The 16,481-nt window shown below is 39.5% G+C and carries 15 protein-coding genes; all 15 read left to right on the top strand.

The features are described 5' to 3' along the window. Position 1 precedes the first annotated feature (1 nt). The 15 genes from QGM71_RS07075 to QGM71_RS07005 all read left to right on the top strand — a co-directional run bounded on the left by QGM71_RS07075 (position 2) and on the right by QGM71_RS07005 (position 16,477). Positions 2-1,381, top strand: coding sequence for an aminotransferase family protein (locus QGM71_RS07075; protein ID WP_327606823.1), 1,380 nt, complete (start codon positions 2-4; stop codon positions 1,379-1,381). Positions 1,382-1,478: 97 nt separating this feature from the next. Then, positions 1,479-2,882, top strand: a complete 1,404-nt coding sequence (locus tag QGM71_RS07070; protein WP_327606822.1) for an NAD-dependent succinate-semialdehyde dehydrogenase — start codon at positions 1,479-1,481, stop codon at positions 2,880-2,882. A gap of 69 nt (positions 2,883-2,951) precedes the next feature. Continuing rightward, on the top strand, positions 2,952-3,896 hold the full coding sequence (locus QGM71_RS07065) for an L-lactate dehydrogenase (protein ID WP_327606821.1): 945 nt from the start codon (positions 2,952-2,954) through the stop codon (positions 3,894-3,896). Positions 3,897-4,300: 404 nt separating this feature from the next. Further along, the gene (locus tag QGM71_RS07060; RefSeq protein WP_327606820.1) at positions 4,301-4,987 is read left to right on the top strand and encodes a CoA transferase subunit A; all 687 of its coding nucleotides are present in this window, start codon (positions 4,301-4,303) and stop codon (positions 4,985-4,987) included. Then, positions 4,974-5,624 carry a 3-oxoacid CoA-transferase subunit B gene (locus QGM71_RS07055; protein ID WP_327606819.1) on the top strand — a complete coding sequence of 217 codons (651 nt, stop codon included), beginning with the start codon at positions 4,974-4,976 and terminating at the stop codon, positions 5,622-5,624. The genes QGM71_RS07060 and QGM71_RS07055 overlap by 14 nt, the downstream gene beginning before the upstream one ends. 19 nt (positions 5,625-5,643) lie before the next feature. Beyond that, on the top strand, positions 5,644-6,645 hold the full coding sequence (locus tag QGM71_RS07050) for a TAXI family TRAP transporter solute-binding subunit (protein ID WP_327606818.1): 1,002 nt from the start codon (positions 5,644-5,646) through the stop codon (positions 6,643-6,645). Between the two features lie 36 nt (positions 6,646-6,681). Then, on the top strand, positions 6,682-8,658 hold the full coding sequence (locus tag QGM71_RS07045) for a TRAP transporter permease (protein ID WP_327606817.1): 1,977 nt from the start codon (positions 6,682-6,684) through the stop codon (positions 8,656-8,658). After that, positions 8,658-9,503: a 3-hydroxyacyl-CoA dehydrogenase gene (locus QGM71_RS07040; protein WP_327606816.1), complete on the top strand. Its 846-nt coding sequence runs from the start codon at positions 8,658-8,660 to the stop codon at positions 9,501-9,503. Before QGM71_RS07045 ends, QGM71_RS07040 begins: the two co-directional genes overlap by 1 nt. Before the next feature lie 12 nt (positions 9,504-9,515). Further along, the gene (locus tag QGM71_RS07035; RefSeq protein WP_327606815.1) at positions 9,516-10,295 is read left to right on the top strand and encodes an enoyl-CoA hydratase/isomerase family protein; all 780 of its coding nucleotides are present in this window, start codon (positions 9,516-9,518) and stop codon (positions 10,293-10,295) included. Between the two features lie 14 nt (positions 10,296-10,309). After that, a complete protein-coding gene (locus QGM71_RS07030; RefSeq protein WP_327606814.1) occupies positions 10,310-11,467 on the top strand; it encodes an acyl-CoA dehydrogenase family protein in 1,158 nt (385 codons plus the stop codon). 5 nt (positions 11,468-11,472) lie between these two features. Further along, positions 11,473-12,660, top strand: a complete 1,188-nt coding sequence (locus tag QGM71_RS07025) for a thiolase family protein (RefSeq protein WP_327606813.1) — start codon at positions 11,473-11,475, stop codon at positions 12,658-12,660. A 660-nt stretch (positions 12,661-13,320) separates the two neighbouring features. Next, positions 13,321-14,322, top strand: a complete 1,002-nt coding sequence (locus tag QGM71_RS07020; protein WP_327606812.1) for an NAD(P)-dependent oxidoreductase — start codon at positions 13,321-13,323, stop codon at positions 14,320-14,322. Further along, on the top strand, positions 14,261-14,740 hold the full coding sequence (locus tag QGM71_RS07015) for a PaaI family thioesterase (RefSeq protein ID WP_327606811.1): 480 nt from the start codon (positions 14,261-14,263) through the stop codon (positions 14,738-14,740). The genes QGM71_RS07020 and QGM71_RS07015 overlap by 62 nt, the downstream gene beginning before the upstream one ends. Then, positions 14,737-15,711 (top strand): NAD(P)H-dependent flavin oxidoreductase, encoded by a 975-nt coding sequence (locus QGM71_RS07010; RefSeq protein WP_327606810.1) that lies wholly within the window; start codon positions 14,737-14,739, stop codon positions 15,709-15,711. The genes QGM71_RS07015 and QGM71_RS07010 overlap by 4 nt, the downstream gene beginning before the upstream one ends. Next, complete coding sequence (locus tag QGM71_RS07005) at positions 15,683-16,477, top strand: SDR family oxidoreductase (RefSeq protein ID WP_327606809.1); 795 nt, start codon at positions 15,683-15,685, stop codon at positions 16,475-16,477. The genes QGM71_RS07010 and QGM71_RS07005 overlap by 29 nt, the downstream gene beginning before the upstream one ends. Positions 16,478-16,481 lie beyond the last annotated feature (4 nt).

Here is a 16,481-nt window from a genome sequence, read left to right as displayed (position 1 = left end):
TATGGAAAAAATAAAAGATTTGAAGTCGGAATTATCCGAACTGGACAAAAAACACTTTTTACACCCGACATCATCAATTAAAATGCAGCAAGAGAGTGGTCCTGCTTACATATTTGTAAAAGGGAGAGGTATTTATCTGGAAGAGATTTCAGGAGAAACCTTTATAGATGGAATGTCTTCCTTATGGAATGTAAATATTGGCCATGGGAGAGAAGAGCTAGGACGTGTTGCCAACGAGCAAATGAATACAATGGCTTTTAGTTCGGCTTTTTCTACGTATTCGCATGAACCTGCAATTCGATTGGCTAAGAAACTATCTGAGTTGACACCTGGTGACCTTAATGTTTGTTTCTTCACTTCAGGGGGCTCCGAATCTAATGACTCTGCTATAAAAATGGCGCGTCATTATTGGAAATTGAAAGGAAAACCTGAACGTAAAAAAATACTTTCACGTAAACTTGCGTATCATGGTGTGTCCATGGGTGCAACAAGTGCAACTGGCATTCCTGAATTTCATGAGATGACTTCCTCACTTGCACCAGACTTTGTTTATGCACCATCTCCAAACGCAAGAAGCTGGTCTGAAATTGAAGACGTTGACCTAACTTGTATTGATGAAACCATTAAAATAATAGAAAAAGAAGGTCCGGAAACAATTGCAGCATTTATTATGGAACCCATTCAAGGTGCAGGGGGGATGATTATTCCACCAAATGGCTATTTAAAAGCAATGCGGGAAATATGTGATAAATACGGGATCCTACTTATTGCTGATGAAATTATTACAGGGTTTGGAAGAACTGGGAAAATGTTTGGAGTCGAACATTGGGATGTCACTCCGGACATGATGACGGTAGCTAAAGGAATAACAAGCGGCTATATCCCTTTAGGAGCAGTAATTTTCAGTGATCGAATCCATCAGGAACTTATTGAATTGTCAACAGGAACGCTGTTTCACGGTTTTACCTATAGTGGCCATCCTACTGCATGTATGGTGGGCTTAAAGAATATTGAAATTATCGAGAATGAGAATCTTGTCCAGAACACAGAGCAAAGAGGAATAGAATTATCAAAAGGATTAACTAAACTAGAAGAGAAACACTGGTCAGTTGGTGGTATACGCAACAAAGGTTTGCTTGGTGCATTTGAATTATACCAGGATTGTACTAGTAAAAAACGGTTTGACCCTTCTCTAGGTGTTGCTAAAAGAGTGGTTGATGAATGTTTAAAAAGAAAATTAATTGTACGGCCAATAACGTATGAAGGCACTGATACGATAGCGATAGCGCCACCATTAATATCAACAAAAGAAGAGATTGAACAGATCGTATCTATTTTCTCAGATGCAGTTTCTGTAGTTGAATCGCAACTGAATGGCTAAACTACGTATATATAATAGAAGGAACGCTTAGAATTAGTTTAATTACTGGGAGGAATGACTTATTTATATTAATGGTAATTTCATCGAAACAAGTGATGTGCTAACTGTAAAAAATCCGGCTACTGGAGAGATTGCATATGAGGTACCTTATGGAAATCAGGAACATGTTAACCAGGCTATCCAGGCAGCTACAGATGCTTTTTCAAAATGGTCCAAAACAACAGCTCTTGAACGATCAAATTTTCTAGCTGCAGTTGCTGGAAAAATGAAAGATAATAAAGAGTTTCTTGCGTCGGTGATTACGAAAGAGATGGGTAAGACTATTAGCGATGCGCGAGGAGAAGTACAAATGGCCGCGGATTATTTCCAATGGTTCAGCGAGCAGGCAAAACGAGTTTATGGGGAAACAGTTCCGGCAAATGATGTCTCTAAACGTACAATGGTAATTAAAAAACCAGTTGGAGTAGTAGGTGCTATCACTCCCTGGAACTTCCCGGTAGCAATGGTTGCACGAAAAGTAGCTCCAGCTCTAGCTGCTGGTTGTACAGTTGTTTTAAAGCCAGCTTCCCAATCGCCACAGTCAGCAATAGAGTTGTGTAAGCTATTTGACGAAGTAGGAATTCCTGCAGGTGTGCTGAATGTTGTAACAGCAAAATCATCCATGGTTTCAGATGTAATGATGAATAGCCAAGCCATTCGTAAAATTACATTTACAGGATCAACAGAAGTGGGGAAACAATTGCTTGAAGGTGCAGCTAAAACAGTGAAACATGTTTCCATGGAACTCGGCGGCCATGCTCCTTTTATCGTGTTTGATGATGCGGACATAGATGACGCAATTGACGGGGTACTAAAATCGAAATACCGTTGTTCCGGGCAAATGTGTACGGCTACAAATCGTATTCATGTTCAATCGTCAATCGCTGAGTTGTTTTCACAAAAACTAGCTGACAGAGTATCTTCTCTGCATGTAGGTAATGGGATAAATGAAGAATCCGAGGTCGGTCCATTAGTTGATCAGCAGGCCATTGCTAAGGTGGAAGCCCAGGTGGCAGATGCTGTTCAAAAAGGTGCTAGCATTTTAACAGGTGGAAAGCGATTATCTGAGAATGAATTCGCTAAAGGGAACTTTTTTGCACCTACCGTTCTTAAAAATGTAAATCAGGATATGAACATATATACAGAAGAGACTTTTGGACCAGTTGCTCCGATTATTACGTTTGAAAATGAAGAAGAGCTGCTATTACAAGTAAACCATGCGGAATATGGTCTGGCATCCTATATGTACACAAATGATATGTCTCGGATTATTCGTATGACGGATGCACTTGAATATGGAATGGTTGGTGTTAATGATCCGTTGCCATTCACTGTCCAAGCCCCATTTGGCGGCACGAAGGAAAGTGGTGTCGGTAAAGAAGGTGGCCATCAGGGTATTGACGAATACTTAGAGGAGAAAATGATTTCTATACGTTTCAAAAATACTGTACCTACTAACTAATATTTAAAACACTATAACAAGCAAAAATTAGAGGAATAGTGAGATAGACAGGAAGGAGGGAATTATGATTTGGCTTGTGGTATTAATAGGGTAGTTGTAATTGGAACAGGATTTGTTGGGTCGAGTTATGCTTATTCCTTGGTTAATCAAGCAATAACTGAAGAACTTGTGTTAATTGATTTGAATGAAGAAAAGGCAAAGGGCGAGGAAATGGACTTAAATCATGGAGTAGGTTTTTCCACAACAGCTACCAAGGTGTGGGCTGGTGACTATAGTGACTGTAAAGACGCTGATATAGTTTGCATTACGGCAGGACTCAATCAGAATCAGGGAAAAACAAGATTAGATTCTGTTGGAGAAAATACTGAAATATTTAAGTCAATTATTCAACCTGTAATGGATTCAGGTTTTGATGGTATTTTTATAATTGCAACCAATCCTGTAGATATTATGACCTATATAACTTGGAAACTATCAGGTTTACCTAAAGAAAAAGTGATCGGTACGGGGACATTATTAGATACTTCGAGATATCGCTTTATGTTAGGTGAATACTTTAATGTAAATTCACAAGATGTGAATGGTTATATTATTGGTGAACATGGCGATACGCAGGTAGCTGCTATGAGTTCTACAACAATTGGGGGAAAGCGTATAGTAGATATTGTCAATTCCAGTAGCAAATACAGTATGAAAGAACTTGACGATATATCCGTATATGTTCGTGATGTTGCATATAAAATTGTTCAATGTAAAGGTTCAACCTATTATGGAATTGGTATGGGTTTATCCAGATTGACAAAAGCGATATTAAAAAATGAAAATATAATCTTACCGGTATCCACATACTTAAATGGTGAATATGGCTTTAAGGACATTTATGCAGGTTTCCCTGCTAGTATTAACAGAAATGGATCAGGTGAAATTGTTGAATTGGACCTAAACGAAGATGAAAAGAAAAAGTTATTCTATTCAATTGAACTTTTAAAGAATACATTAGCAAAAAAATTTTAATAAAAGGTGTAGAAAATATAAATAATTTTCTACACCTTTTCCAATGAAAATACTTACCAGACAGCTGATTTAATTTTAAAAATTTATTGTTATTCAGAAAATTTAATGATTACTGTTGCATTAACGGAAAATTTCCATTACAATAAAATAGTACGAAAACAGAATAATCATTCCAATATACGGAATGAAAAATGAAAGCGTTTCACTAGCCGGGAATTATCATAGAAGAATGAAGCTGTTTTAGAACAAATGCTATGTCACTTCTTCAAACGATACTTCATCAGACGCTCCATGTCGTACTTTTTGGCAGGTAGTAAAGTATATAACTTTTCTACTGCATAAGTGCAACTAAGGCTTCGCCAAAAGGCTTGGCGAAAGCTAAGTTTTCTAAGGAGGGAAGATAAATGGAAAAATTAATTAACACTACTGAGTCTTTAAAACACATCAAGAACGGTGACACACTGCTAGTTGGGGGATTTGGATTATCGGGTACACCGCTTACGTTAATTGATGAACTAGCAGCATCTGATAAAAAAGAGTTAACCATTGTAAGTAATAATTTAGGTGAAGAAGGAAAGGGACTTGGAAAATTATTGTTGTCCGGCTGTTTAAAGAAAGCAAAAGGTTCTTATTTCACTACTAATCGAGATGCTGTTCAAGCATGGAGTGACGGGGATCTTGAAATAGAACTTGTGCCCCAGGGGACATTGGCGGAAGCAATTCGTTGTGGGGGTGCCGGTATCGGTGGCTTTTACACGAAAACTGCAGTTGGTACAAAACTTGCTGAGGGTAAGGATGAAAAGGTTTTTGATGGAGAAAAGTATATTCTTGAAGAGGCAATCAAGGGTGATGTTTCCCTTATCAAAGCTTTGAAAGCGGATACAATGGGGAATCTTTTTTACGATCATACAGGAAGAAACTTTAACGCAGCAATGGCAACAGCAGGAAAGATCGTGATTGCTGAAGTAGATGAAATAGTTGAAGCAGGCGAATTGACTCCTCTGGAAATTGTTACCCCACATATTTATGTAGATTACATTGTTCTAAATAAATACGTGAAAAAGGATGGTGCTTACGTTGAGTCAGTCTGAACGCATTAAAATTGCCAAACGAGTGGCTAAAGAAATGTCTGATGGTGAGGTTGTTAACTTAGGGGTAGGGATTCCTACTTTGATTCCGGATTATCTTGGTGATAAAAAGGTATTTTTACAATCAGAAAATGGGTTGCTTGGAATAGGACCAACCCCGGATAAGGAACACATCAATATGGACCTGATTAGTGCCAGCAAGAAACCAATTACGATGGAGATAGGTGCTTCCTTATTTGATAGTTCGGATTCTTTCGTTATGATCCGTGGTGGTCATGTAGATATGGCTGTATTAGGTGCACTCCAAGTAGATCAATATGGAGAGATTGCTAACTGGGCAGTACCAGGTAAAACAATTTTAGGCGTTGGTGGAGCAATGGATTTAGTTGCCGGTGCAAAACGTATAGTTATAGCTTCCAGACATCTAGCAAAAGACGATAGTCCGAAACTTGTAGAGAAACTGACATTCCCAAGCAGTGGAGTTCGAAAAGCCGACATGCTTGTAACAGAACATGCAGTATTTAAATTCACAGATAATGGCACAGAACTTATTGAGATACTGTCTGATATAAGTGTAAATGAATTAAAAGAAATAACAGGAGCAGTATTTACTTACAGTAATGAAAAAATCAGTACATAAAATAGGGAGGCAGAGATAAATGAAAAAGCTATTTGGATTATTAGTAGTTGCTGTCGCATTGATGCTTGCAGTTGGTTGTTCATCGGATGCAGGAAGTGATGGTGCCGATGGAGATTCGGGGGAGAGTGCTACTGAAACACCTTCAGAAATTACATTTGGATCTGCGACTGTAGGTGGTTTTTGGTATACATTATCTGGTGCTATGGCTGATGAAATGAATGATGTTTATCCTGATTCTTCAACAACTATAGTTGAAGGTGGCTCCGTTTCCAATTTACTGGGACTTGGTGAAGGTACGTTCCATATAGGTTTCAGTAACGGTCAAACAGTTCCAGAAGCTTTAAACGCTACAGGTGCATTTGAAGAAAAAATTGAGAATGTTAGTACCGTTGCTACACTTTATCCAAATGTATTTCATATTGTAGTTCGGGCTGATTCTGATATCTATTCTGTTGAAGATTTGAAAGGAAAGAAAGTAAGCCCTGGTATTAAAGGTTATAGTGGCGAACTTGCATTCCTGGATGTATTAGAGCTTTCAGGTTTGTCTTATGATGATTTAGGTGGAATTGAATATATTGGTACATCTGATGGGGCTGATCTATTACGCGATGGTCACATCGATGCAATTACAGGAATGATTGCAGCCCCTGTATCAACTTTTCAGGAACTTGATACAACATTGGGAATTCGCTTAATTCCATTGGAAAATGAAATAGTAGATCAGCTTCATGAAATGAATGAAGGTTATATGCAATTCACTGTGGAGCAAGGAACCTATCCAAAACAAGACGAGGATGTTAATACGGTTGCTGGTTATACGGTGTTATTAGCTAACGATGATTTGATGACAGAAGATGATATATACAATTTAACTAAAATGTTAGTTGAGAAGAAGGATACATGGTCAACGATTTCAACTGTTATGAAGGATTTTGATGCAGCGTATTCTGTTGAGAACAATGTAGGAAACATGCATCCAGGCGCTGAAAAGTACTACAAAGAAATAGGAGCCATGGAATAATTCGGAGTTCTTCCGGCCAATAAGGAGAGTGGACTCATGACAAAAAGGGATCAAGCTGATCTAAGAGAAACAGATGATAAAACGGAAGAACTAGCTGATGAAATATTAAATAAGAGAAAGCGTCCACTAATTGGAGTTGCTGGTAAGGTCATTTCATCTATCGCTATTCTGATGTCACTATTCCATTTGTATACTGCTTTTTTTGGTGTATTTGAATCAATCATGCAGCGATCTGCCCATTTAGGATTTGCGTTAGTACTTATATTTGCGATTTATAAGCCCACTAAAAAGGCTTCTAAATCTAAGCAAATACCGTGGTATGACTGGTTATTCATTTTGCTTTCAATAGGTGCGTATTCCTACTTTGTGTTTAATGCTCAGGAAATTGCTTCAAGAATGAGCTACATCGAGAAATTGACAGGGCTAGAAATCGCAATTGGCATTATTGCTGCGATTGTTGTTATTGAGGCAACCAGACGTGTAATTGGGAATACCCTGGTTATCATTATTATCGGATTCCTTATCTATGGTATATGGGGACATTTACTGTCAGGCGTGCTTGCACACCGGGAATTCACTACGATGTGGATCGTGGATCATTTGTTTTATACAGCTACTGGTGTTTTTAGTACACCGCTTGGTGTTTCAGCCACTTTCATCTTTCTATTTATTTTGTTTGGTAAATTTTTGGAAGTGTCTGGTGCTGGGAAATTCTTCATCGATTTATCCGTAGCTGGGATGGGAAAATATCGTGGAGGTCCAGCAAAAACGGCAATTGTTGCGAGTTCCATTTTGGGAACCATTTCGGGGAGTGCTGTTGCAAATACTGTAACAACAGGTGCATTCACGATTCCATTGATGAAGAAAACAGGATATAAAAAACATTTCGCAGGTGCAGTGGAATCCGTAGCCTCCACAGGTGGGCAAATAATGCCACCCATTATGGGAGCGTCAGCCTTTATTATTTCAGCATATTTAGGTGTTCCTTATATGGAGGTTGCAATTGCAGCCATCATACCTGCAGTACTCTTCTATTTGTGTTTGTTCATTCAAGTAGACTTGAGGGCAAAAAGAATTGGCCTTGTGGGATTGAAAAAAGAAGACTTACCGAATCTATGGGAAGTGTTGAAAAAAGGATTTATGTTTTTCATCCCACTTATCGTTATTGTCGTCATGTTAGTTGGAGGCAGCTCGCCAATGAAGGCTGGGCTTTATGCTATCATTTCCACGATTCTTATTGCTGCACTAACGAAAGTAACGCGTCTTTCATTTAAAACAATTGTAAAAGCACTTGATCTTGGTGCAAAGGCTTCACTTGAAACAGCAATTGCCTGTGCGGCAGCCGGAATGATCATCGGTATTATTGGGTTAACAGGCATTGGGTTAAAGTTCAGCAGTATTATTATTGACTTATCTGGTGGTATTTTACTGTTTACACTTATATTCACGATGATAACCAGTATCATTCTTGGTATGGGTCTCCCAACAGTTGCAGCATATATTGTCCAGGTACCACTAACTATACCTGCATTGATTGAGCTTGGTGTTGCACCAGTTGCAGCACATATGTTTGTTTTCTACTTTGCGGCAATTTCTGCTATAACGCCACCTGTTGCGCTTGCTGCATTTGCAGCGGCAGGGATAGCGGGATCAGAACCTATGAAAACAGGTATGACAGCTGTTCGATTAGGACTTGCGGCATACATCGTTCCTTATTTATTTGTATATGGTGAGACACTCTTAATGGTAGGAAGTGCACCACAAATCATACTATCTGTTATTACAGCGATGATAGGTATAGTCGGTATAGCATGTGCGGCTGAAGGATGGCTTCTTCGTCATTCGTACTGGTATGAGAGAGTAGCGCTCTTTGCAGGTTCTGTAACCATGGTCTTTCCGGGAATTTATACAGATATTGCCGGGATCATCATTTTAATCATGATTTATTTATTTCAAAAAAACTTCAGAAAAAATTTATTAGCTAACGATATTGAGATGAAGGAGATGTATTAATGAATCAAGTAACAATTATAGGCTCTGGTGTAATGGGAAAAGGCATAGCATATTCTTGTGCCATTTCCGGCTATAAGGTTTATTTAAACGATTTAAATGAGGAAATTCTTCAACATGCAAAAACTGCTATTGATCGATTGCTTGATGGAAGCTTTGAAAAAGGATTTTTAAAAGAAGCAAACTACATTAGTGCAAAAGAGAATTTACATTACGAAGTTGATCTGGAAACGGCAGCGAAAGATTCACAACTCGTAATTGAAGCAGTATTAGAAAAAATGGATTTAAAGATAGATATTTTTAAAAAGCTAGATAAGATATGTGGAGCAGAAACAGTTCTAGCTACGAATACATCTACCATGAGTCCAACAGAAATTGGTGCACAGACATCACGTCCTAATAAAGTAGTGGCCATGCATTTCTTCAACCCGGTTCATAAAATGAAGCTTATTGAAATAATTCGAGGGTTGGAAACATCAGATGAAACAGTTCAGTTTGTTAAAGAAGTTGCCAGCCAACTGAATAAGGAAGCAGTAGAAGTTAATGAATTCCCAGGATTTGTTACATCCAGAATGAACTGCTTAATTGGCAATGAGGCAATGAACATGCTAATGGAAGGAGTTGCAAGTGCCAAAGACATTGATAAGGCAATGAAACTCGGACTAAATCATCCGATGGGACCTCTTGAACTGGCAGATCTGGTAGGACTTGATACTAGATTGCGAAATATGGAGTATTTGTATGAAACGTTAGGTGAAAAGTACCGCCCCTGCCCACTCTTAGTTAAATATGTAAAAGCAGGTCGGCTAGGGAAGAAAAGCGGCAGCGGTTTTTATGAATATACGTAAGGAGGGCACTTCATGAAAAACTATGAAAACCTTGATATAGAGATTAAGGATGGTGTTTATTGGCTTACTTTAAACCGTCCAGAGGCAAGAAATGCACTTGATGCAAGTATGTTGAATGAGATAGATCAAGCCATTGACGAAGCGGAACAAGAGGAAAATGTAAAAGTTATTATTATTCAAGGTGCTGGCGATAAATCATTCGCAGCAGGTGCGGACATTAAGCAGTTGAATGCACGTAAGCCACTTGAAGCTTTAGTTCCTGGTATGCAAGGACTTTACAATAAAATAGAGAACTGTAAAAAGGTAACAGTTGCTGCAGTGAGTGGCTACGCTCTTGGGGGTGGCTGTGAGCTGGCACTAGCTTGTGATATCCGCATTGCAGCGAAAAATGCAAAATTCGGCTTACCAGAGTTAAATCTCGGTATTATCCCAGGGGCGGGTGGAACACAACGACTATCCCGCATCATTGGAAAAGGAAGAGCTCTTGATATGATTTTAACTGGAAAGATTATTGATGGCGAGGAAGCAGAACGCATTGGACTCGCTACGTATTATACCTCAGAAAAAGAACTTGCAGCTAAAGCAGAAGCAGTTGCCGCAGAAATATCGAAAAAAGGTCCTGTTGCCATTCAATTAGCTAAATTCGCTGTACATAAAGGGTATGATATCGACGAAGGTACGGCGATGTGGATTGAAAAACTATCACAAGCTGTAGCCTTTGGTACAGAGGATAAAAAAGAAGGAACATCAGCATTTATTGAAAAGAGAAAAGCTACTTTCAAAAATAGATAAAAGGAGATGTCATTATGGATTTTAACTTCTCAGAGGATATTGAATTTTTACGTGCAAATGTAAGAAAGTTTGTGAAGGACGAAGTAGAACCACGTGCAATGGAGATAGAGGAAAATGATCTTATTCCAGAAGATATCGTTCAAAAGTCGAAGGATATGGGACTTTTCAGCTTAAGTATTCCAGAAGAATATGGTGGTCTGGGCCTTGATATGGTTGGTAAATGTGCTATTTATGAAGAACTGGGAAAAACGCATAATGGGTATACAACACTTCTTGGTGCTCACACGGGCATAGGAACAGTTGGTATAGTCGAATTGGGAACTGAGGAACAGAAACAGAAGTACTTACCGAAGATGGCAACTGGTGAATGGATTGGTGCTTTTGCATTAACAGAACCCAGTGCTGGCTCAAATGCTGCAAATTTGAAAACTACCGCTGTACGAAAAGGCGATAAGTATATTTTAAATGGATCGAAGCATTACATTACAAATGCTGTGGATGGTCATGTTTTTACCGTAATGGCTGTTACAGACAGTTCAAAAGGTGCAAAAGGGATCACATCGTTTATTGTTGAAAAGGATTTTCCCGGTTTCGTTTTAGGTAGTGTTGAACAGAAAATGGGATTAAGAGGCTCCCATTCAGCTGAACTGTTCTTCGAAGATATGGAAGTTCCGGTTGAGAACGTATTAGGTGAAGAAGGAAGAGGCTATGTAAACGCTCTGAAGGTATTGGCAAATGGACGTGCAGGACTAGCGGCTCGAAATCTTGGATCAAGTGAGAAATTACTGGAACATTGCTTGTCCTATGCTAAAGAACGTGAGCAATTTGGTAAACCGATTATTGAAGTGCAGGCAGTGCAGCATATGTTAGCAGAAATAAGTATGCAAATTGAGGCTCTAAGGTCATTAACGTATCGCGTAGCATGGATGTCGGATCAGAACATGCGTGTTGTTAAAGAAGCTGCTATAGCAAAACTTTTTGGTTCTGAAGTATACAATAAAGTAGCAGATTTAGCAGTTCAAATCCATGGTGGTATTGGTTATATGAAGGATTATCCGATCGAGCGCTACTTCCGTGATGCTCGGATTACAAAGATTTATGAAGGTACTTCTGAAATACAAAGAAACATTATTGCAGGAGAATTAACTCGAGAATTAGTGAAGAAGGGGTGAGTAATTTGATAGATTCATATATTGTTGGGTCTGTAAGAACAGCTATCGGAAAAATGGGTGGATCATTAAAAAATGTAACCGTAGATTATTTGGCGGAAGCAGTAATTCGTGAGGTTTTGCAACGATCAAATGCAGATGTAAACGTAGATGAAGTGATTTTGGGGCAAGCAAAACAAAGTGCAGACACATCAAACCTGGCAAGGCTTGCTGCATTACGGGCAGATTTGCCGGTTGATGTTCCCGGATATACCGTTCATCGTCAATGTGGCTCTGGTTTACAGGCAATCAATAATGCAGATATGCAGATTAAATTAGGACTCTCAGATGTTGTGGTTGCGGGAGGTGCGGAGAGTATGAGCACGGCACCATACTACATCCGAAATGCCCGCTATGGTTTGCAAGCCGGAAATGGACTTTTACTTGATCCAAATACAGAAAGCCAGCCTTGTTCTCAACCTGAAGAAACATATGGTAATTTAACTATGGGATCAACAGCAGAGAACCTGGCAGAAAAATACGATATATCTCGTGAGGAACAGGATGTTTTTGCCCGTCGAAGTCAGGAACTTGCAGATGAGGCAATCAAAGGTGGCCGCTTTACAGATGAGATTGTCACCATCGATGTTAAGGAACGGAAAAAAACCACCCCGTTTAGTATCGATGAGCATCCGCGACTTTCTACAATGGAACAATTGGGTAAGTTACGTGCGGTTTTTAGAGAAAACGGAACGGTTACTGCAGGTAATGCAAGTGGAAGGAACGATGGAGCTTCAGCAGTTTTAATGATGAATGGAGCAAAAGTGAAGGAATATGGATTAAAACCTAAAGCAAAGATTATTGCTCAAGCTGTGAGTGGCGTGTCACCAGAAATTATGGGGATTGGACCAGTCGATTCAACTGCTAAAGCATTGAAGCAATGTGGATTAACCATTGATGATATTGGATTGATCGAATTGAATGAAGCCTTCGCTGCTCAAGCATTATCTGTTATTAGAGAAGCGAAAATGGATATTAATCGAGTGAATGTAAATGGGGGAGCCATCGCATTAGGTCACCCAATAGGTGCTACTGGTGCCGTTTTAATGACTAAACTCCTGCATGAAATGGAAAGAAGAGGAGAGAAATACGGTCTTGTTACACTTTGCATCGGCGGAGGGCAAGGTATCTCTACAATCATCGAATACCTCCAATAAATGCATGGGATAGCCGGTAACTAACATTACCGGCTTTTCTAAATAACCAAGGCTTTTTTTGCGTAGTTTGCTGGTAACAAACATACCGCTACGGAAATGCACTTCGCTCAAAGGGTTGATCGCTGAATAAACCGGATTGAACGCGGGATTAAGCTGAACAAGCGCTGGATTAACTGGTCCGAACGCGGGAATAAGCAAGCCAAACGCGGGATAAAGTGGAACAATCGCTGAATGAAGGTAGGGCAGCGGTCATGCCAAGACGGTAGAATCGCACACGTACCAGATTGGACGGTTTTCATTACTTTTCTCCCGCAGGACAAGGAAATCTACGGCAGCGATACATCGCACGAAGAAAATGCGGTATCCATTTTCGAGGAGTCTTCGTGTATTCTTTCGCTGTTATTGTGTTTTGCAACAGTACTATATAGCTGTTTTCACTATTATGATGGTTGTTTGGAGCGAAGGACTGTTGACTCCTGCGGGAATAGCACGTGTCTGAAGACCCCGCAGAGTGGGTTGTGGGGATGGAAGGCTAAAAACGCGACTGCCTGTAGCGGAAATCAACCCTACTAACGTTGCAGTTTATATCAAGTACTACTTAAGATTGAAGAGCAAGAATCTTTTAGAAAAGAGCCATAACTAAAAATGGGGGAAGTTAAATTGAATGAACTACATGTTTTACAGATTCTTCCTATGTACCATCCAGATGGGGAGGAAGTGTTAAATGGACTTGCGCGTGTTACAAAGTTTAATGAGTTTGATGAACAGGAAATTATTGCATTTCTAAAAGAAACTAAAGTGAATGGGATTATTCTGCGTGCTCCAGCAAAGATCACACCAGCGATTATTGACGCATGTCAGCAAGTCACAGCTATTTCTGGAGCGGGAGTTGGGCTGGATAACATCGATGTGGATTATGCTACAAAAAAAGGCATTCGCATTCTTCATGCGCCTAAGACCAATAGTCAGGCAACAGCAGAACATGCCGTCAGCTTAATTCTTGCTGCAATGAAGAATATTACCATGTTCCATAATGAAACAGAAAAAGGTAACTTTAGTTACCGAGATGGAAAATACACAAGGGAGCTTCATAATAAGAAGCTCGGTTTAATCGGTTTTGGATCGATTGCACAAAAAGTAGCTAAAATTATGAAATTCGGATTTGAAATGGATGTACTGGTATATGTTAGAAGCATTCATGAAGAAAGAAAAAAGCTTGCAGAATCTCTTGGTGTAGAATTAACAACCTCCATGAAGCATGTTTTTCAAGAAAGTGATGTGGTCAGTTTACACATTCCATTAAATGAAGAGACGAACGAGATAATTGATCAAACATACTTTGACGTCATGAAGCCATCGGCAGTCTTAATTAATACGGCACGTGGAGGAATTATTAATGAAAGCGATCTTGTTGAGGCTTTGAAGAATAAGAAATTCCTTCGTGCTGGTGTAGATGTCTTTCGTATAGAGCCACCTCCTCCGGACCATCCTTTTTTTGATCTGGAAGAAATGATTTTAACACCACATGTTGGGGGAATTAGCCTGGAAGCGGCAAAAGCCACATCTGTAATCATTGCAGAAAACCTGGTGAAAGTGCTCCATGGTGAAGAACTGCCAACAATTGCTAACATGGAACAACTTACTAGTAGAGAAAGGAATTGACTTGATGATGACCGTAGAACTTGATGAAGTCAGCAGAACTTTTGAAGAAAGTGAGTTTTGGAAATTTTTGGGTCTTGAGTTGGATGATATAAAGGTTGGTTGTGCGAAATTGAAATTACCTATTAGGCCATCTTTTATAAACGTAAAGGAAACGGTACATGGAGGTATTTACGCATCCCTTCTCGATACCACAATGGGAATGGCCGCTCGTTCACTTGGTTATGACGAAGTAGCGACTTTACAATTGAATATCCAATATGTGAAGTCGGTTAATAGTGGGACGATAAAATCAGAAGCACGTATTTTGAACCAATCCCGATCCACTGCACTAGTTGAAGGAAAACTATACGATGAACAGAATAATTTAATTGCACATTGTACCGGAAATTTCAGAATGGTAAAGACGGATAATTCATGAGTATACAAACAGCGATTACCAGACTCTTTGAGATTCAATATCCGATTATACAAGGTGGGCTGCAGGGAATTGGCAGATCTCCGCTAGTCTCGAAGGTTTCAGAAGCGGGTGGTCTCGGGCTTATAACTGCAGGTAGTTTTGATACAAAGAAAGATATGCTGGATGATATTCAAGCTACACGGAGACTGACAGATAAGCCTTTTGGTATCAATATAGCTATTGGAATTAGAAGACCGATGGATGAATTCGTAGAGGGAGCAATGGAAGCAGAAGTCCCCGTCGTATTTACTTCTGGAAATAATCCTGAGCCATTTATTGATCAATTAAAAAGTAAAGGTATTAAAGTGGTACATGTAGCTCCTTCGATCCGTTTTGCAAAAAAGGCGGAATCCCTTGGTTGTGATGCAGTTGTTGTTAATGGATATGAGGGCGGCGGACATCCGGGAAAAGAAGATACAACAAGTTTAACTATCGTACAAAAGGCAGTAAAAGAACTTTCCATTCCGGTGATTGCTGCAGGGGGATTCTCAACAGGTAAATCAATGCTCGCAGCCCTTGCATTAGGTGCAGAGGGCGTTCAAATGGGAACACGCTTTTTACTGTCTAAGGAAGCAGTGTTACATAATCGAGTAAAGAAACAGCTTGTAAGTATGCAGGAAAATGGTACCATTCTTGTGAAAAAATCCATTGGAAAAACAGCACGTGTATGGAAGAATGAACACTCTATAGAGTTGGCTGACATCGAAGAGAAGGGGGCCTCTTTGGAAGAAATCCTTCCCTATATAAATGGGGAATCCTATACAAAATTAATTAGAGATGGTGATCTGAATTCGGGGATTATTGCGCTTGGTCAGACGGTTGGATTAATCGATTCGATTCAGAGTGCAGAGGCAATTATCCAGGAAATTATTGCAGATTATGAGGCACAGCTTAAGAGATTGAATGATTTGCAGAGAAAGGAACTGGTATAACATTGTGAGGGAATTTGAACATAAAATTGCTGTTATTACAGGTGCTGCAAAAGGTATTGGTCTAGCTATAACACGTCAACTTGGAGAAAAAGGGGCACATGTCTGTCTTCTTGACCAGGACGAAGAAGCGTTACGTAAAGCAGGTGAGCTATTAGATTCTGCAGGTATTTCTCATGAGTATGCGATTGTTGATATAACAAGTGAAGAGGAAGTTAAATATGTGTTTTCTAAACTAGCTGACAAACACCAGAAAATTGATATACTCGTAAATAATGCCGGCATTACCAAAGATAATTTAATCTATAAGATGACTTCAAACGAATGGACAAAAGTGATGGACGTCCATTTGAAAGGAAGCTTTCTATGCAGTAAGTATGCTCAAGAGTGGATGGTAAAGAACAATTACGGGCGTATTATTAACCTGTCGTCTGTGTCAGCACTGGGGAACAAAGGTCAGTCTAACTATGCTGCAGCAAAAGCAGGCATTCAAGGATTTACCAAAACACTGGCTATTGAACTTGGAAAATACAATATTACCGTTAATGCTATTGCTCCGGGATTCATTGTTACCGATATGACTAAGGCAGTAGCGGAACGTATGAATATATCGTTTGAGGAGTTAAAGGAATCAAAAATAAGCCAAATTCCAGTGAAACGTGCAGGTACGCCAGAAGATGTTGCTAACGCTGCTTGCTTTTTTGCCAGTGAATCATCCTCGTTCGTTTCTGGACAGGTGCTGTATGTAGCTGGAGGGCCAAAACAATAGGAGG

Source organism: Virgibacillus tibetensis (genome assembly GCF_036026595.1).
Taxonomy (GTDB): Bacteria; Bacillota; Bacilli; order Bacillales; family Amphibacillaceae; genus Virgibacillus_P; species Virgibacillus_P tibetensis.
This window is presented reverse-complemented; position numbering and strand designations above follow the sequence as displayed.